The 16,801-nt window shown below is 39.9% G+C and carries 13 protein-coding genes; 7 read left to right on the top strand and 6 right to left on the bottom strand.

Annotated elements, in window-relative coordinates:
* Positions 1 to 90: 90 nt before the first annotated feature.
* On the bottom strand, positions 91 to 747 hold the full coding sequence (locus tag OQ289_RS18250; RefSeq protein WP_033564080.1) for a LolA family protein: 657 nt from the start codon (positions 745 to 747) through the stop codon (positions 91 to 93).
* Between the two features lie 2 nt (positions 748 to 749).
* On the bottom strand, positions 750 to 3,377 hold the full coding sequence (locus tag OQ289_RS18245) for an FtsK/SpoIIIE family DNA translocase (RefSeq protein ID WP_270088248.1): 2,628 nt from the start codon (positions 3,375 to 3,377) through the stop codon (positions 750 to 752).
* 149 nt (positions 3,378 to 3,526) lie between these two features.
* Between OQ289_RS18245 and OQ289_RS18240 the strand changes: the two genes are divergently transcribed.
* On the top strand, positions 3,527 to 4,231 hold the full coding sequence (locus tag OQ289_RS18240; RefSeq protein ID WP_270088247.1) for a DUF4397 domain-containing protein: 705 nt from the start codon (positions 3,527 to 3,529) through the stop codon (positions 4,229 to 4,231).
* A 73-nt stretch (positions 4,232 to 4,304) separates the two neighbouring features.
* On the opposite strand, the gene tyrS is transcribed toward OQ289_RS18240, so the two are convergent.
* On the bottom strand, positions 4,305 to 5,588 hold the full coding sequence (gene tyrS / locus OQ289_RS18235; protein ID WP_270088246.1) for a tyrosine--tRNA ligase: 1,284 nt from the start codon (positions 5,586 to 5,588) through the stop codon (positions 4,305 to 4,307).
* A gap of 113 nt (positions 5,589 to 5,701) precedes the next feature.
* On the opposite strand from tyrS, the gene OQ289_RS18230 reads away from it, so the two are divergent.
* Positions 5,702 to 6,385 (top strand): hypothetical protein, encoded by a 684-nt coding sequence (locus OQ289_RS18230; protein WP_033564083.1) that lies wholly within the window; start codon positions 5,702 to 5,704, stop codon positions 6,383 to 6,385.
* Positions 6,386 to 6,445: 60 nt separating this feature from the next.
* Positions 6,446 to 8,146: an amino acid permease gene (locus OQ289_RS18225; RefSeq protein ID WP_033564084.1), complete on the top strand. Its 1,701-nt coding sequence runs from the start codon at positions 6,446 to 6,448 to the stop codon at positions 8,144 to 8,146.
* A 59-nt stretch (positions 8,147 to 8,205) separates the two neighbouring features.
* On the opposite strand, the gene OQ289_RS18220 is transcribed toward OQ289_RS18225, so the two are convergent.
* Positions 8,206 to 10,149 carry a KUP/HAK/KT family potassium transporter gene (locus OQ289_RS18220; RefSeq protein ID WP_270088245.1) on the bottom strand — a complete coding sequence of 648 codons (1,944 nt, stop codon included), beginning with the start codon at positions 10,147 to 10,149 and terminating at the stop codon, positions 8,206 to 8,208.
* A 254-nt stretch (positions 10,150 to 10,403) separates the two neighbouring features.
* Between OQ289_RS18220 and OQ289_RS18215 the strand changes: the two genes are divergently transcribed.
* Positions 10,404 to 10,910 (top strand): T9SS type A sorting domain-containing protein, encoded by a 507-nt coding sequence (locus OQ289_RS18215; RefSeq protein WP_033564086.1) that lies wholly within the window; start codon positions 10,404 to 10,406, stop codon positions 10,908 to 10,910.
* A gap of 62 nt (positions 10,911 to 10,972) precedes the next feature.
* Here OQ289_RS18215 and ispG read toward each other — a convergent pair whose 3' ends face one another.
* Together ispG and OQ289_RS18205 are read right to left on the bottom strand one after the other, a co-directional pair.
* Complete coding sequence (gene ispG / locus OQ289_RS18210) at positions 10,973 to 12,985, bottom strand: (E)-4-hydroxy-3-methylbut-2-enyl-diphosphate synthase (protein ID WP_270088244.1); 2,013 nt, start codon at positions 12,983 to 12,985, stop codon at positions 10,973 to 10,975.
* A 44-nt stretch (positions 12,986 to 13,029) separates the two neighbouring features.
* Entirely contained in the window at positions 13,030 to 13,977 is a 948-nt protein-coding gene (locus OQ289_RS18205) for a LiaF transmembrane domain-containing protein (RefSeq protein ID WP_033564088.1), read from the bottom strand.
* A 289-nt stretch (positions 13,978 to 14,266) separates the two neighbouring features.
* On the opposite strand from OQ289_RS18205, the gene OQ289_RS18200 reads away from it, so the two are divergent.
* From OQ289_RS18200 to OQ289_RS18190, 3 genes are read left to right on the top strand one after another with little or no spacing between them, the layout of a single operon-like run.
* Entirely contained in the window at positions 14,267 to 15,001 is a 735-nt protein-coding gene (locus tag OQ289_RS18200) for an MlaE family ABC transporter permease (RefSeq protein ID WP_270088243.1), read from the top strand.
* An 11-nt stretch (positions 15,002 to 15,012) separates the two neighbouring features.
* Positions 15,013 to 15,777: an ABC transporter ATP-binding protein gene (locus OQ289_RS18195; RefSeq protein ID WP_033564090.1), complete on the top strand. Its 765-nt coding sequence runs from the start codon at positions 15,013 to 15,015 to the stop codon at positions 15,775 to 15,777.
* Between the two features lie 51 nt (positions 15,778 to 15,828).
* Positions 15,829 to 16,734: a class I SAM-dependent methyltransferase gene (locus OQ289_RS18190; RefSeq protein WP_443020444.1), complete on the top strand. Its 906-nt coding sequence runs from the start codon at positions 15,829 to 15,831 to the stop codon at positions 16,732 to 16,734.
* Positions 16,735 to 16,801 lie beyond the last annotated feature (67 nt).

The following is a 16,801-nucleotide window of genomic DNA, read 5'->3' as shown; positions in this document are numbered from 1 at the left end:
TCTCTGGGTTTTAAGTAAAGTTAACGCAAAATTTGAAATAAAGATACAAAAAAAAGGGGCATCGTTGCGGATGCCCCTTTTAGTATGTGTTTACCTAAGGTCTACGACCTCTAATCCGGGATATTTGGACTTATTGTAGGCAAATGTCCCTGCAGGGAAACTGACGTTGCCTTTTAATGATTTGATGGTGTAGGTGTATCTTGATCCTGATTTGTCAAATATCGTGGCATCATAAATCTGTTTGGTGGATTTATTGATTCTCAATTTGATTTTAAAATAATTCTTTTTTGTATCAATTGGAGAAAGGTCTACAACGCTAAGTGTGGTCTGTCCTACTGTTTCATCTGGAGCACTTACGTATTTAAATCCCGATTTATAAAATGAAAAGATATTGCTAGGATTGATATTGTCATTGGAATTGTCTGCATCGTTGATTTGGACTTCGCCTTCCTCTTTAAGGATGGTCCAAGTGGTTTTACCATCGCTTATAAGTTGTTGCGCCCTCATCTCAATGAGGTATTTATTGCCATTTTTGTCCAACGATAATGTTCCATTATCGGCATAGCTTGAGCCGTCTGCTTGCTTGGCTGAAAATGAAAATGTAGCCTGGATGGTTTTGTAACCATCGTATTTCTGGGATACTTGATTCAATATCTTTTTTGCAGCAGCTTCTTGCTGAGCAAGTGTGTGACTACTGGTACAGAGCAGGAGTATGCTCATTATCAGTGTCCATAAATTTGTCTTCATCTTTAATTATCCTTTCTTAATGTTTCCAAATACTGTTCCAACGAATATTCATCTGGATAGAGCACCTCGCGCGCTTTACTTCCTTCAAATGGACCCACTATACCAGCGGCTTCCAATTGATCGATAATTCGTCCAGCTCTGTTATAGCCCAACTTTAACTTGCGTTGGATTAAAGATGTGGAGCCTTGTTGATGCATGACGATTAAGCGGGCCGCTTCTTCAAAGAGTTGGTCACGGTCATCCATGTCAAAATCTGCCAATCCGCTACCCTCTCCATTTTCATCAACATACTCTGGTAACAGGAATGCTGAGGGATATCCGCGTTGCCCTCCGATGTAGTCGGAAATCTGATCTACCTCGGGCGTATCTACAAAGGCACACTGAATACGAATCAAGTCACTGCCTGTGGAAAGAAGCATATCTCCTCGCCCAATCAGCTGATCGGCACCTCCAGAATCTAGAATTGTCCTAGAATCTACTTTAGAAAGCACCCTAAACGCTAATCTGGCTGGGAAATTGGCCTTAATCGTACCCGTGATAATATTGACGGATGGTCGCTGTGTTGCAATCACTAAATGTATACCTACCGCGCGAGCCAATTGGGCCAATCTGGCAATGGGTGTTTCGACCTCTTTTCCTGCTGTCATCATCAAATCTGCAAACTCATCTACTATAAGAACTATAAAGGGTAAGAATCGATGACCCTCCTCAGGGTTTAATCTGCGATTGACAAATTTTACATTATATTCTTTCAAATTACGAACTTGTCCGTTTTTTAACAAGTCGTAACGTTGATCCATTTCGATACAGAGTGAGTTTAACGTGTTGATTACCTTTTTAGTATCGGTGATAATCGCATCATCTTCTCCTGGAAGTTTGGCAAGAAAATGACGTTCTATTTTTTTGAATAGGGAGAGCTCTACTTTCTTAGGATCGACTAGTACAAATTTAAGTTCCGCAGGGTGTTTTTTGTACAGCAATGAAGTCAATATCGCATTTATACCGACGGATTTACCCTGACCTGTCGCTCCTGCTACAAGTAAATGGGGCATTTTGGCAAGGTCGGCTATATACACTTCATTCGATATGGTCTTTCCTAATGCTATTGGGAGATCCATATCTGTTTTTTGGAACTTTTCAGTAGCAAGTACTGAACGCATGGATACCATTTCTGGAGAGCTATTGGGGACTTCTATCCCGATTGTTCCTTTTCCTGGCATAGGTGCTATGATACGTATTCCGAGTGCTGCTAAACTCAATGCAATATCATCCTCTAGATTTTTGATTTTTGAAATTCGGATTCCTGGCTTAGGGATAATTTCGTAAAGGGTAACGGTGGGACCAATAGTTGCTTTGATATGCTCAATCTCAATGCTGTAGTTGCGTAGTGTGTCTACGATCTTATTCTTGTTGGCTTCGAGTTCTTGTTGATTGATTGTAATCTTGCCCGTGCCATAATCCTTTAGAAGTTCTAATGGAGGGTGTTGATAACCTGACAAATCTAATTTAGGGTCGTATTCTCCAAATTGTGCGACTAGATCATTGGCTGTAATTGGTTTTTCTTCATTTACTTTTTCAACACTCAACGGCAGATTGTCATTTGTCTTTTGTTCGGGAGATTCTTCTTCCTCAAGGGGGGAGTCTATAGTAAATGAGATGTTGGGAATATGATCGACTTCGACATCATGGTCTGACGTCAATGCGGCATTGTAATTGGGTTTTATGGCATTCTCTTGCAAGGGAGGTATTTCTGTCGTTTCTTTGAATTGATTGAATTCCACGACCTCGCTTTTTGCATTCAAATCAATAGGATCTAAAACATAGTCTTCGTCTTTAAGGATAGGGGTTCGGGGCTTATGTACTTCTGGAATGCTGTCCCCATCATCTTGCATAGATTCTAGGTCTTCGTCGTAAATCCTTTTCTTGGATTGGAAGCTGAATTTCAAATCTAAGTTGTAGATAAGGATAAGCACAGAAAGATAAGCGAATGCAATGACACCAGCAACTCCAGCAGTTCCTATCTGTGCTTCGAGTAGCTTGTTGGTCCAGAAGCCAAACTTCCCTTCCAACATATGTGGTGTGTTGGACATGAAGGATTGTAGAAACCCTAATGTTACGGATACGAAAATAATTGCTATGGATGAGTATAGCAATGTTCTCCATACAGGAAGGATGTTTTTTCTGTAGAACAGCTTATAGCCAACGACGAACAGGATGAGGATAAAAATGAAAGATGCTATTCCAAACCATTCGTAGATGAATTGGTTAGCAAGTAAGGCTCCAAATTTTCCAAGTTTATTTTGAACGACGGGTAAGTCAACGGAATCGTCATCAATCTCTTGGGCAGTGCTGAATAATGTTGACCAACTGCCATTTGACGTGGATATATAACTTTGGTCCTCTTGCCAAGTAAACAAATAGGAAGCAAAAGAAATGGCAAAGGCAAAGGTCATCAGGAACAAGAAAATGCCCAGAATCTTGACCACTTTTTCTTGTGCTTCGGTTAGATTAATAGGTGTTGACGGCTCTTTGTAACTCTTTGTATTGTAGTTCTTTGAAGTCGTTTTTTGGTTTTTCTTTATTGGATTCCCCCCACTTGTATTCTTAAAAGTATTTCCTTTATTTAGCATGAAATCAATGATAATAATCTTATTACAAACTTAATCATTTTATATAGAAAAAATTAGGCCAAAAAACCATTTGTTAGCGAGTTGTAGCGATTCTTTCTTGTTTTTCGTTCTATTATCAAACATCATGATTTTGAATCTATATGTATAAAGTGAATACATTTACCCCTATTTTTGCCGGTCTTCTACTGGTCATTGTTCTGTTATCTGCGTGCAAGTTGGATAAAGATGATTACGATTACGGAGAGCTTTCGGCTACGAGTGCCGTTAACGCTGTCCCTTCCGAGCAGAAATTGGATATTGGATTGGACCAAAATAAGCTGAATATGTCTAACGAGAGTTTTGGATTTGGCGATTATCTTCCTTATCGGAATGCGTTTCCTGGAAATCGTCTGGTAAGGGTCTTCGATCGGGATAGTTTGTCAAAGGGTGCACTGGTCTCGAAGCAGCTCGCGTTTGCTCCTGGAAAGATATACTCCTTATTTGTCATTGGTGAGCGGAATTTGGATGTGATAAGTTTTGAAGATAGTAATGAAGCACCAATGGCCGGGAAGGCAAGCATACGGTTTATCAATCTAAGTCCGGATGCACCTGCGTTAAATCTTGGTGAAAAAGAGGCGCGCGCGCTTTTGGCCAAAGGCATAGCTTTCAAAGGAACAAGTGCGTATTTCACGATGGAGGCTGGAAAGAAGCATCAGCTTTTCATTGCCTCTACTGCGAATGTGGAGTTTGCGAATTTTGAATTTATACCAGAGGAAGGGGCTATTTATACAATTTGGGCTAAAGGATTAACTAAGGAGGAGAAGGAAGATAGTAAATTTGGATTCGAAGCACAAATTCTGCAGCAACTCAAGTGACTTTTACATACAACTACTATATAACAAAGGGCCTTCATTTATGAAGGCCCTTCTACTGTGTAATAATTTACTATTATTCTACAATAATCAAGTAGTAGTTTTTCTTACCGCGCTGGGCAATGATATAGTTATTGTTAATCAAGTAGTCCGTGTTGATAACTTGTTCGATTGTGGCAACTTTTTCCTTATTTAAGGATACACCACCACCTTCAGTCATTTTACGAGCTTCTCCTTTGGAAGGGAAAATTGCAGATTTGACAGCTAGCATATCTAAAATATTGATGCCTTGAGTAAGTTCCTCACGACTTATAGTATATTGAGGAATACCGTCAAATACATCCAATACAGACTGGTGGTCTAGTTCATTTAAGAATTCGAGTGATCCATTTCCAAAAAGAAACTCAGAAGTCTTTAATGCAGTCTCATAGTCCTTCTCGGAATGCGTACGAATAGTGATATCTTTGGCTAAAGCTTTTTGTACTGTGCGTGTATGAGGCGCAGCATCATGCTCGGCAATGATGCCTTCTATTTCTTCTTTTGATTTTAATGTGAAAATGCGAATCCAATTTTTAGCGTCGTCATCTGTCGCATTTAACCAGAACTGGTAATATTTGTATGGACTGGTCTTCTTAGGGTCTAACCATACGGCGCCCGATTCTGTTTTGCCAAATTTCTGCCCGTCAGCTTTTTTTATTAATTGTGTGGTGAGTGCAAATGCTGTTCCTTGGTCTTGACGTCTGATGAATTCGGTGCCTGTGACAATATTGCCCCACTGATCCGATCCACCCATCTGAATTTTACAATTATGATGTTTCCATAGATAGTAGAAGTCATACCCTTGAATCAGTTGATACGAAAATTCAGTAAACGATAACCCATTTTCACCTTCCAACCTTTTTTTGACTGAATCTTTAGCCATCATGTAGTTGACAGTGATCAATTTGCCAACGTCACGAATGAAATCCAAGAATTTGAAATCTTTAAACCAATCATAATTGTTAACCATTTGGGCATCGAGGGCGCCGTCCCCGAATGTTAGGAATTTGCCGAGTTGACTTTTAAGACTGGCAACATTGTGATTTAAAGTTTTCTCATCTAATAGATTTCTTTCTGCGGATTTGAAAGAAGGATCTCCAATCATACCCGTGGCACCCCCAACCAAAGCTACAGGTTTGTGCCCAGCATTTTGAAAATGAATAAGTGTCATAATCTGTGTCAGGTGACCAACATGTAGGGAATCTCCTGTAGGGTCAAAACCAATGTAACCGGCTACTTTTTCTTTGTTTAATAACTCTTCTGTTCCAGGCATGATATCTTGTAACATGCCTCTCCAACGTAATTCTTCTACAAAGTTCATAATAATGCGGATAAGAAAATTTTATATAAGTTGCAAAGATAAGAAGATTAAGCTGTATCTTACGTCAAGATTTAAGATATTACGCGCTTAGTGTGATTTTAATCCCTTTCAACATGAATTTTCTGTCTCACTTTTACTTCGAACGATATGCTACTACGTCTGAGCGTGTCTTTGGTGGGATCTTGCCTGATTTGCTTAAGAATGCAGATAAAAAGTATGTTTTCCATCCTAATCGTTATGAAGATATCTTGCTTGATCATGTCAAGATGAAACCTATATCTGAGGGCTGGTATCGACATGTCGAGGTAGATCGTCTCTTTCACAATTCGCCATTTTTTTTTGATCATACCCATCGTTTACGGCTCCAGATTCAGGATAGTCTCGAAGGCTTACCTATACGACCTTCTTTTTTGGCGCATGTCTCTCTAGAGCTTATACTGGACCATTTATTGCTCAAACATGAAGCTATCAACCTAGATCGCTTCTATGACGACCTTTCTGCTGTAGATGACGCTACCATCGTTAAATATTTGCAAACCATTGGGTTGGAAGATACATCTGTATTCATGAAGTATTACCATGGTTTTGTGCAGTCGAAGTATACCTATGAATATATCGATATTAGTAAAATATCATATCCTTTGTTTAATATTGCAAAGCGAATTTGGGACTTCAAACCTCTACCCGAACACCATGAACGCCTAAGGGATAGTCTGACTTCCTATGTAGATCGCGAATTGACAGACTACAAGAGCATTTATATAGAAATCCAGGACAAGCTATCCTTAATGGAGTAATTTTTAGCATATACTTTAATCGTATTTATAGAGGTAAAATACGGATGTAAACACACTGATATGGCAAATAGACTTTTCCGAAAGAAGAGCATTGATCAGATTATTAGCGATTCCCAGCATCATGGATCAGGACTTGCAAAGATTTTAGGCGTTAGAGATTTAGTATCTCTTGGAATAGCAGCTATTGTAGGTGCGGGAATATTCAGTACTATTGGTCTAGCCAGCTACAATGGGGGGCCTGCGGTATCTCTACTTTTTGTTTTTGTAGCATTTGCGTGTGTATTTACCGCATTATCATATGCGCAGTTTGCGAGTACGGTGCCTGTATCTGGGAGCGCATATACGTATGCCTATGTGGCATTTGGTGAATTGTTTGCTTGGATTATTGGATGGGCTTTGGTCTTGGAATATGCGGTCTCGAATATGGTGGTCGCGATATCATGGTCACAATATTTTGTATCGATGTTAGCGGGCTTCGGCCTCCATATACCCCGATGGCTCTCTATGGCTCCTGGATATGCATTTGATGCCCATCAAAAAATGTTGGAAGTAGGTGTTGATAAATTGACGGGTATTGATAAGCTCGCTCTTGAGGCCTATGAGACGGCGCCAAGAATAGGCGATACACCTATCGTATTCGATTTGCCAGCAGGGATTATTACACTTTTGGTAACTGCTCTTGTGTATGTCGGTATCCGAGAATCTAAAAGAGCAAGCAATATCATGGTCATTATTAAAGTAGGGATTATCTTGGCGGTGATTTGTGGGGGAATATTTTTTATTAAGCCCGAAAATTGGACTCCATTTGCGCCAAACGGTATGGGTGGGGTAATGAGTAGTGTGGCTGCGGTCTTTTTTGCTTTTATTGGTTTTGACTCTATATCTACTACGGCCGAAGAGTGTAAGAATCCACAACGGGACCTTCCAAGGGCAATGATTTATTGCCTCCTGATTTGTACGGTATTGTACGTTGCTATTACATTGGTGTTAACAGGTATGGTTAATTATACGGAGTTGAATGTAAAGGATCCGCTAGCCTATGTGTTTCAATATGTTGGATTTGATCATATGGCGGGTGTAATCTCCGTAACTTCTGTTATAGCCATCACCAGTGCTTTGCTTGTATACCAGCTAGCACAGCCTAGGATTTGGATGACCATGAGTCGCGATGGTTTGTTGTGGAAGAAATTTGCTACGGTACATCCGAAATATAAAACACCTTCTTATGCGACTATCGTGACGGGAATTGTGGTGGCTGTGCCTTCCTTGTTTTTCAAAATGGACTTCTTTGTAGACTTGACTAGTGTGGGGACTTTCTTTGCTTTTATTCTTGTCTGTGGGGGTGTACTTTACATGGATCATTCAGGATTGTCTCAAAAATCGAAATTTAGGGTGCCCTATGTAAATGGAAAATATTTGATAGGTATAGGTTTTGTGATTGCACTTGGGCTTTTGTGGGGGTATGGGCAAGATATTATTAAGGAATGGAGGTCGTTGTCTCCTCTTTATATCTTTGAGCATAAATCTTTGATTATCATTTTTTGGATAGTGTGGGTGGTGATGAGTATCTATGCATATAAGTACAACTTCTCATTGTTACCCACGACAGGAATCCTAATCAATTTGTACTTGATGACGGAACTTGGAGCGAGCAATTGGATTATCTTTATTCTATGGCTATTGGCGGGGTTGATTATTTATTTTATGTACGGATATAGGCATTCAAAATTAAATCGGGATGCTCAAGCTTTGAAGGATTAAATAAAGCCTCCGTAATTAACGGAGGCTTTATTTTGAAACTAATTGCCGACTGAGATCGGCTAATTGATTCTTTTGATAATGACTTCGGTGGTGCGTGGTATACTTAACGGCACGCGTTCTATGGTCACAAAGCTAGCATCTAAGCCAAACCCCTTTTCTTCGGAAAGACTGAATTTTTTCAAGATTTTGTAGATTTCAAAGATAATCCGTTCTTTCCACTTAAGATCATTGGTCTTGGAAAGTACCTTTTCTAGGATGACGAATCTAAAGTCCCCAGGCACATTGTGTTTTTTTAAGGAGTCGTACTTACTAACGATGTCTATTTCTTTTCGTTGAACCATTTCCTCTACAACTTTACGGAAGAGCAAGCTGATGCGTTGTTCTTCCCTAAAGCCTAGCTTAAAGTCTACACGGATTAATTTACCTGGTACCAATTGTTCGACGGTATACTCGCGTGTATGAGGATTGTCCATGACATCTACATGTACCAACCAGTAGACGTCTGCCTTTTTTGGTTTTTTATTGATAATCGAATAGATGATTTTGTACTCAATCTCTTTACGATTATTGGCACTGGTGAGATAGACTAATTGAGAAGCAAATTTCGGGATAGTCGGGTCTTCACTCATCTCGGATATAATGGAGTTGTATTCTTTGATATTGACAAATTTGACGAATCGATTTTTGATGCGTCTAGCACTATACCACGAATACATGACGGTAATCAAGGCCGCAGATAGCAATAAGGTCAGCCATCCCCCATGGGCCATTTTAACGGAGTTTCCTGCTAGAAATCCAAACTCAATAAAGAAATAGAAACCGACAAATAGGAATATCAAGTATTTATTCACTCGTTTCCACCTGAGGAAGTACCCCATCAAAATGGTGGTTGTGATAAATGTCGAATTGATCGCTAATCCATATGCAGCCTCCATATTGCTGGATTCTCTAAATACAGCAATAATTAGCATACAACCTGCCCAGAGAATGAGATTGATTGACGGTACATATAATTGGCCCTTGTGGTCACTCGGGTATCGGATGGTGACTTTTGGCCATATATTGAGTCTGACCGCTTCTGATATCAATGTGAAAGCGCCAGAAATCATCGCTTGGCTTGCAATTATTGCAGCTATGGTGGCTATAATGATACCGTAACTAATAAACCATTCAGGCATAATGGCATAAAATGGATTTTTCTCACCTATCTGGCTTCCTGCGTGCTCCAAGAGCCAAGCTCCTTGACCAAAGTAATTCAACAGTAGACAAACTTTAACCAGTATCCAACTGATTCGTATATTGGCTTTTCCACAATGTCCCATGTCGGAATAGAGTGCTTCAGCACCTGTTGTACATAGAAATACACCGCCGATAATGAAGAGAGCGTTGGGCGTGGTCGCGATTAATTTGATCGCATAATAAGGGTTTAGAGCCTTTAATACTTCTGGAGCTTGATCGATGTATGTTAAACCCAATATGCCAATCGTGACGAACCATACAAACATCAATGGACCGAAGACTTTTCCGACGATAGATGTACCAAATCGCTGTATGAGGAACAGGCCGGAAATAATTGCGATGACAATAGGTACTGTCTGTAACGTAGGATTGTGGATGGCCAACCCTTCCACTGCGGATGAGATGGTGATGGCCGGTGTAAGCATTCCATCAGCAAGGAGTGCGGCGGCTCCTATAATAGCCGGGATAATGAGCCATTTGGCCTGCCTGCGAACTAAGGAATATAAAGATAAGATACCACCTTCACCTTTGTTATCCGCATTGAGGGCAATCAATACATATTTAATAGTGGTCTGAAGTGTAATGGTCCATACCACACAGGAGAGACCACCTAATACGAGATTGGGGTCTATTGTTCCTTTGTTGATAATGGCTTTGAATACGTAAAGAGGAGAGGTCCCGATGTCCCCAAAAATAATTCCTAAACTAATTAATAAGCCTCCGAGGCTAAGTTTTTGAACGCCGTTCTTATTTTCTGTGGACATTCTAAATAAATTAAATGACTAAATCTTCGATTTTGCTACAATAATTCAATATTTTGATTAACAAAATTGAATCGCCAAAGTTTGCTTTTTTTTGTGACAACGTCAAGGGGTGTTAAAAATTGTTAAAGACTTTGTAATTAGTAGAGTTTTATCTGCTATTCTGATAAAAAAATCTATTTTTGTATGAGCAGAATTCAAAAAAAGGTTTATATTTGATTAAACCAATTGCTAACAGATTTGTCTTAACATATAGAATGAAGATTTTTACCAAGAAACGTTTGATTACAACCTTTACCAACGCACTCGTGCTGGTGGCAAGCTTGGGCTTTGCTTGGGGATCAAACATGGTAATGGCCAGCGATTCTTCTTTGAAAAAAATGACGTTAAGCAATAAAAGCAATTTTTCCACTTCAAGAGCCGCTAAATATTTTAATAACGACTCTTTTAGTGATTTTGGTATATCAGCAGCGAAAGTTTTTTCAGCGACTGAGTCTGATAAGCTTATTAATAATGTGAAAGTGTTTTATAACCCCATTGCTGAACAGGTGACCGTATCGTTCAAATTAGGTAAACAAAATACTGTATCAATCAAGGTAATGGATGCTTTAGGTAATGAGGTCTTAAGCCTAATGAATGGCTCTTTGGATGCCGGTAACCAAAATCTTGCATTTGATACCAATAAGAAACTGACTTCAGGTTTTTATTTCGTGCGGCTAGTTGCTGGTACGGAAACTGTAGTCAAAAGAATATCCGTTAGATAGTTTTCATTTTTGATATATAATTTTAAAGAGAAAGGTCTTACCACGGTAAGACCTTTTTTTATTTACAATATTTCCGTATTTTCTATCCAACGACCATCTTCCTTGATGATTTCAATCAATTCGTCCAGAGCCTTCGAAGAGCTAACATTTTTCTTAACGACTTCTTTACCTCTGTACAATGTGATTTTATCCGGTCCAGCTCCAACGTAGCCGTAGTCTGCGTCGGCCATTTCTCCGGGACCATTTACAATACAACCCATGATTCCTATTTTTAATCCCTTAAGATGATTCGTTCTACTTCGAATCATATGGGTGGTCTCTTGTAAATCGAACAAGGTTCTTCCACAGCTTGGACAGGAGATGTATTCTGTCTTGGAGATACGTGAGCGTGTGGCTTGCAAGATTCCGAAGGAAACGGAAACAATCTTTTCAATTGGAGTCGCAGGAGAGTCTATCCATACTCCTGATCCTAATCCATCAATCAACAATGCCCCAAGATCTGTAGCAGCGTATAGTTGTATTTTGGAAAGGGGTTCCTCTGGGTTCATGATATCGCCCAATGGACCAGAAAACTCTTCTTTAGCATATGATCTTTTTATGATTACGGGGCAATCTATTCCAATCTCTTGAAGATTTAAAAAAAACTGGCGCTGCTCGGCCATTCCGTGTATATGATCGGTTTGTAAAATGAAAACAATGGTGTGGTCTAGAGGCAACTGTCCGAAGGTATCGGTTTGAAGGTCTTCATTCTTGATATTGATTAGATTTAGTGCCGAGTCTTTTCGAGCTGCAGATATAAATTCTTCGAGTTCAAATACGGGATGTATATTCGAGGGGTTAGAGATTCCTTGCCAAGTGTGATAATTATAAAGCTGTTTGAGATTGCCTGGCATATTGAATGAGGGAAGCTGGTCGCCTAAGAAAACAAAATCTACAGATTGCTCACCCATGTGATACTTGTCATTCAAGACGTCATATTTGTATCCAACGGATGTCAGGATATTTGGGTCTTTTAGATTACTAGTAGATAGGTCTACGGCTACTCGAGGAACTAGAGATCCTCCAATGAACGTGTTAGTTTCCTTGGAGTGATAAGGTATTACATCATTCTGTAAGCTGTTGAACTGAAAGATGGGGGGAGGGACTTGTTGGTGAAAGGTCTGCGCTCTGTTTCGATATCGATTGACCAAAGCAATCGCCACAGGGGCTTCTTTCTCCGGCTCCTCTGTCAAAGATACTCTTACAGTATCGCCGAGTCCATCTTCAAGGAGCGTGCCGATGCCCACCGCGGATTTGATTCGCCCGTCTTCGCCATCACCCGCCTCTGTGACGCCGAGGTGAAGTGGATAATTCATATTCTCGAGAACCATCTTTTGTACTAATAGCCGATAAGCTTGGACCATAACTTGTGGATTACTCGATTTCATCGAGATGACAAGATTATAGTAGTTGAGATCTTCGCAGATACGGATAAATTCCAATGCAGATTCTACCATCCCTTCGGGAGTGTCTCCGTAATGACTCATAATTCGGTCTGAAAGTGACCCATGATTGGTCCCAATTCGCATAGCTGTACCATATTCCTTACAAATCTTAACCAAGGGAGCGAATTTTTTATAAATACGATCTAGTTCGGCTTGATATTCGCCATCGGAATAAGTTAGCAGATCAAATTTCTTTTTGTCGGCATAGTTGCCTGGGTTTATTCTTACTTTTTCAACAATCCTTGCAGCAACTTCTGCTGCATTGGGTGTGAAGTGAATATCGGCTACCAATGGTACTTGATAGCCTCTGGCCTTCAACTCTTTCTTTATATTTGCTAAATTTTCAGATTCTTTAATGCTCGGGGCAGTAATTCGCACATAGTCACATCCTGCATCCACCATACGTATAGTTTGTTCAACCGATCCTATGGTGTCCATTGTATCGATTGTGGTCATACTTTGTATACGAATGGGATTGTGACCACCCATAGGTATATCGCCAATTTTTACTTCTCTGGTCAACCACCGGCTATATTCTTTTTTTGAATTACAATAGCCTCCTGGCAAAGTCAATAAATTGTTTGTATCCATATCTAGTGCAAAGTTATGGATTATACAATAAAAACATAGTAGATTTAGTATTGCTTGATTTTAATAGATGTAACTCCTCCGTCAATAGCAAAATCAAATTTTTCAGCCGCGTTGGGATAATTTGCTGTCTCGCGAATACCATCGGTTTTATTTAGAAATCCGGCATCCATAGAGATGGTCGATAGGCCTCCGTCAGATACAATGCGACATGCTGCATTTTTGGGGACGAGGATTTCTAAAGAAGAGGCTCCTGCATCTATATTGACCTGTGAGTGACTTACGGGCATGCCGAGTTTTAATTTTACTGAGCTGACACCTGTATCGAAATTTATATGGCGTACCTTGAATGGAGATAGGTCAAAGTTTACTTCGGATGCACCTATATCAAAGTTTAAATCCCATACGACCTCTTTATTGAGCTTGATGAGCGTTTTGTTGTTTTTGCTTTTTCCTTCGTTTTTTTTCTCTCCATTGAGGTTGACGTGTGGTATACCTTGTTTAGAAGTATTGGATGACAATTCCATAAAGTATGAATTGGAAGTGTTCTTTGCTTCAAATAACACAGTGCTGGCAACGTCGGATAGATGCAGGTTGGTGGTACCCATGTCGAAATTGGCCGAAGCATAGGTCAGGGTATCTGGCAAAGGCACCGAGAGACTATGACTATAATTACTATCAGCAATGCTATCATCATCATTGGTGCTAATATGGATATTTGAACCTCTTAAGAATCGGGATAGAAGATCTTGTTTGGGTGTGACAAAACCGACATAGGCTAAAAATCCAAGCAGAATACATGTAAAACCTAGTTTGGCGATATGTCCGAATTCGCTATTAGGCATGAGCATATTAATGCCACCTAGAATAATGAGTAGTGGCCAGTACTTTATAATTTCAACCCAGTTGAACTCCACGATATCTAATACATCTAACAAGAGTACTATTCCTACAAAAAGGAAAATAAGTCCAGAGGTTATTTTTCTATTGTTCATATGTTTAGTGCTTTACTTCCTATTTCAATTAGCTGATTGATTCAAAAGTAAAGTGAAGATGGTGAAAAAAATAGAGTATTTAGGTTATTCGAATCAAAAAATCGGTGAATCTCTTTTTTTTATCGGTAAAGTGCGTAATTTGTAATAGGCATCATGGCATTTGAAGGGATACCTGTTTTTGTAGGATTATGTCTATATTCGTTTAATTAATTTGAGATAAGTAGGGGAATCCCTAAACTAATCCAGCATTATGCTGTTTATATAGAAAGTCAGTCATTCAAGCACATTTATGTTTATTTATCATATTGGGAAGTACATCTTACTATTAAAGGCCGTATTTAAGAAACCAGAAAAGGGGAAAATTTATTGGAAAGAGACTATGCTGGCTATGACCGATATTGGCCTAGGTTCGCTAGGTTTGATAGTTATTATTTCTACTTTTATTGGAGCGGTCATGACGATGCAGATTGCGTTTCAGCTGGTTTCGGATTTGATTCCCAACTCTATTATTGGCCAAATTAATAGGGACTCCAATATATTGGAGTTAGGACCAACGATTTCAGCATTGGTCTTGATGGGGAAGGTCGGGTCTTCCATCTCTTCTCAAATCGGATCTATGCGTGTGACCGAACAGATTGATGCTTTAGAGATTATGGGTATCAATACTCCGGGTTATCTCATTCTTCCTAAAGTACTAGCTGGGGTTACGATGATTCCTGCGTTGGTCATTGTGGCTATTTTTTGTGCAATACTAGGTGGTTTGATTGGAGGGGCGCTATCGGGCGCTGTAAGTGCTGCGGATTACATCCAAGGTATTCAAGGAGGTTTTAATGGATTTACAGTATCTGTAGCGATGGTAAAGGCAGTTGTATTTGGATTTATAATTACGTCCGTACCTGCATATAAAGGTTTTTATGTAAGGGGTGGGGCTTTAGAAGTTGGAGAGGCGGGTACACAAGCTGTTGTAATCGGGTGTATCACTATTTTGGCAAGCGACTATTTGATTACTGCTATTATGCTGTAAGTTGATAAACTATGATTGAAATTCAGAATATACATAAATCTTTTGGGGATAACGAGGTCTTAAAGGGTATAGATGCGATTTTCGAACCAGGCAGAGTGAGTCTCATCATTGGGGGGTCTGGTTCTGGAAAAAGTACGCTTTTAAAGTGCATAGTAGGACTGCATCACCCTGAACAGGGGCGTGTTTTCTTCGATAAACAGGAGTTTACTAAGATGAATTTTGAAGAGCGTATACCTATCCGTAAAGAAATCGGGATGCTTTTTCAGAATTCGGCACTGTTTGATTCGATGACTGTGGAGCAGAACTTGATGTTTTCGTTGGATATGTTTACAGATATGTCCAAAGCGGAAAAGGTGGATCGGGCTAACTTTTGTTTGGAACGGGTTAATCTTGCCGGTACTAATAAGTTGTTCCCTACAGAATTGTCTGGAGGTATGAAAAAACGAGTTGGTATTGCTCGGGCAATTAGTATGGGGCCTAAGTATCTATTTTGTGATGAACCAAATTCGGGTCTTGATCCTGCTACTTCGATTTTGATTGATGAGCTGATACAAGACTTGACTCAGGAATATCAATGTACGACAATCGTAGTGACCCACGACATGAATTCGGTAATGGGGATTGGGGAATACATTCTGTATCTATATAAGGGGGAGAAGTTTTGGGAAGGTACGAATCAGGATATTCTGGGGTCGGACGTGAAGGAACTTAATGACTTTGTGTTTGCAAGCCCTTTGATGCAGGCTGCTCGTAAATCCATGAAGCGAGAACAGTAATCTTGATTATATACTTTTGATAGATAACTGTATCTTTGCAGCAAATTTTATATTTTGAATCATACAGAAATACAACTACTGACTCCTACGCATTGGAAAGACTATGAGTTGATCGATTGCGGGGATTTTGAAAAATTGGAACGTTTTGGCAATTTGGTGCTTATACGGCCAGAGCCTCAGGCTGTTTGGCCAAAGACTTTGTCTGAGGGCGAATGGACTAAGCGCCATGATATCCGTTTCAAAGGGAGATCTGCTACTTCTGGCGAATGGGTGAAAAAGAATGCCAAAACGCCGGATCGTTGGTATGTTGAATACAAGAACACTGATGTAGCGATTAAATTCCGTTTGGGACTGACTTCTTTCAAACACGTGGGTATTTTCCCAGAGCAGGCCGTTAATTGGGACTACATTTCCGAATCTGTTCGTTCCTTTAAGACTGAAACACCGAAGGTACTAAACCTATTTGCTTACACAGGCGGAGCATCATTGATTGCAAAAGCTGCTGGAGCAGATACTACGCATGTAGATTCTATTAAACAGGTGGTCACTTGGGCCAACGAAAATCAAGAATTATCAGAAATCGACAATATTAGGTGGGTAGTGGAAGATGCTCTTAAATTTGTGAAGCGTGAGCTTAAAAGAGGCAATACTTATAACGGCATCATATTAGACCCCCCCGCATATGGACATGGACCTAAGGGGGAAAAATGGAAATTGGAGGATCATATAACAGAAATGATGAGAGATGTCGTGCAGTTGTTGGATCCTAAAGAACATTTCCTTATCCTAAATACCTATTCGCTGGGTTTCTCTTCAGTAATTGTCGAGAACCTCATCCGGACTGCGTTTCCGAAAGTTGAGAATTTGGAGATAGGGGAGCTATATCTGCAGGCCACAGCAGGTGCCAAATTACCTCTTGGAGTATTTGGTAAGTTTCGAACAATAGCGACACCTTAATCAAAAACGGACTTCATTTGAAGTCCGTTTTTGATTAAGGGAAAGCGCTGTCGATGGGTGACTATTT

It is taken from the genome of Sphingobacterium sp. SYP-B4668 (assembly GCF_027627455.1).
GTDB lineage: Bacteria > Bacteroidota > Bacteroidia > Sphingobacteriales > Sphingobacteriaceae > Sphingobacterium.
The sequence above is the reverse complement of the archived record's forward strand: the minus strand, read 5'-3'. Positions and strand labels throughout refer to the sequence as shown.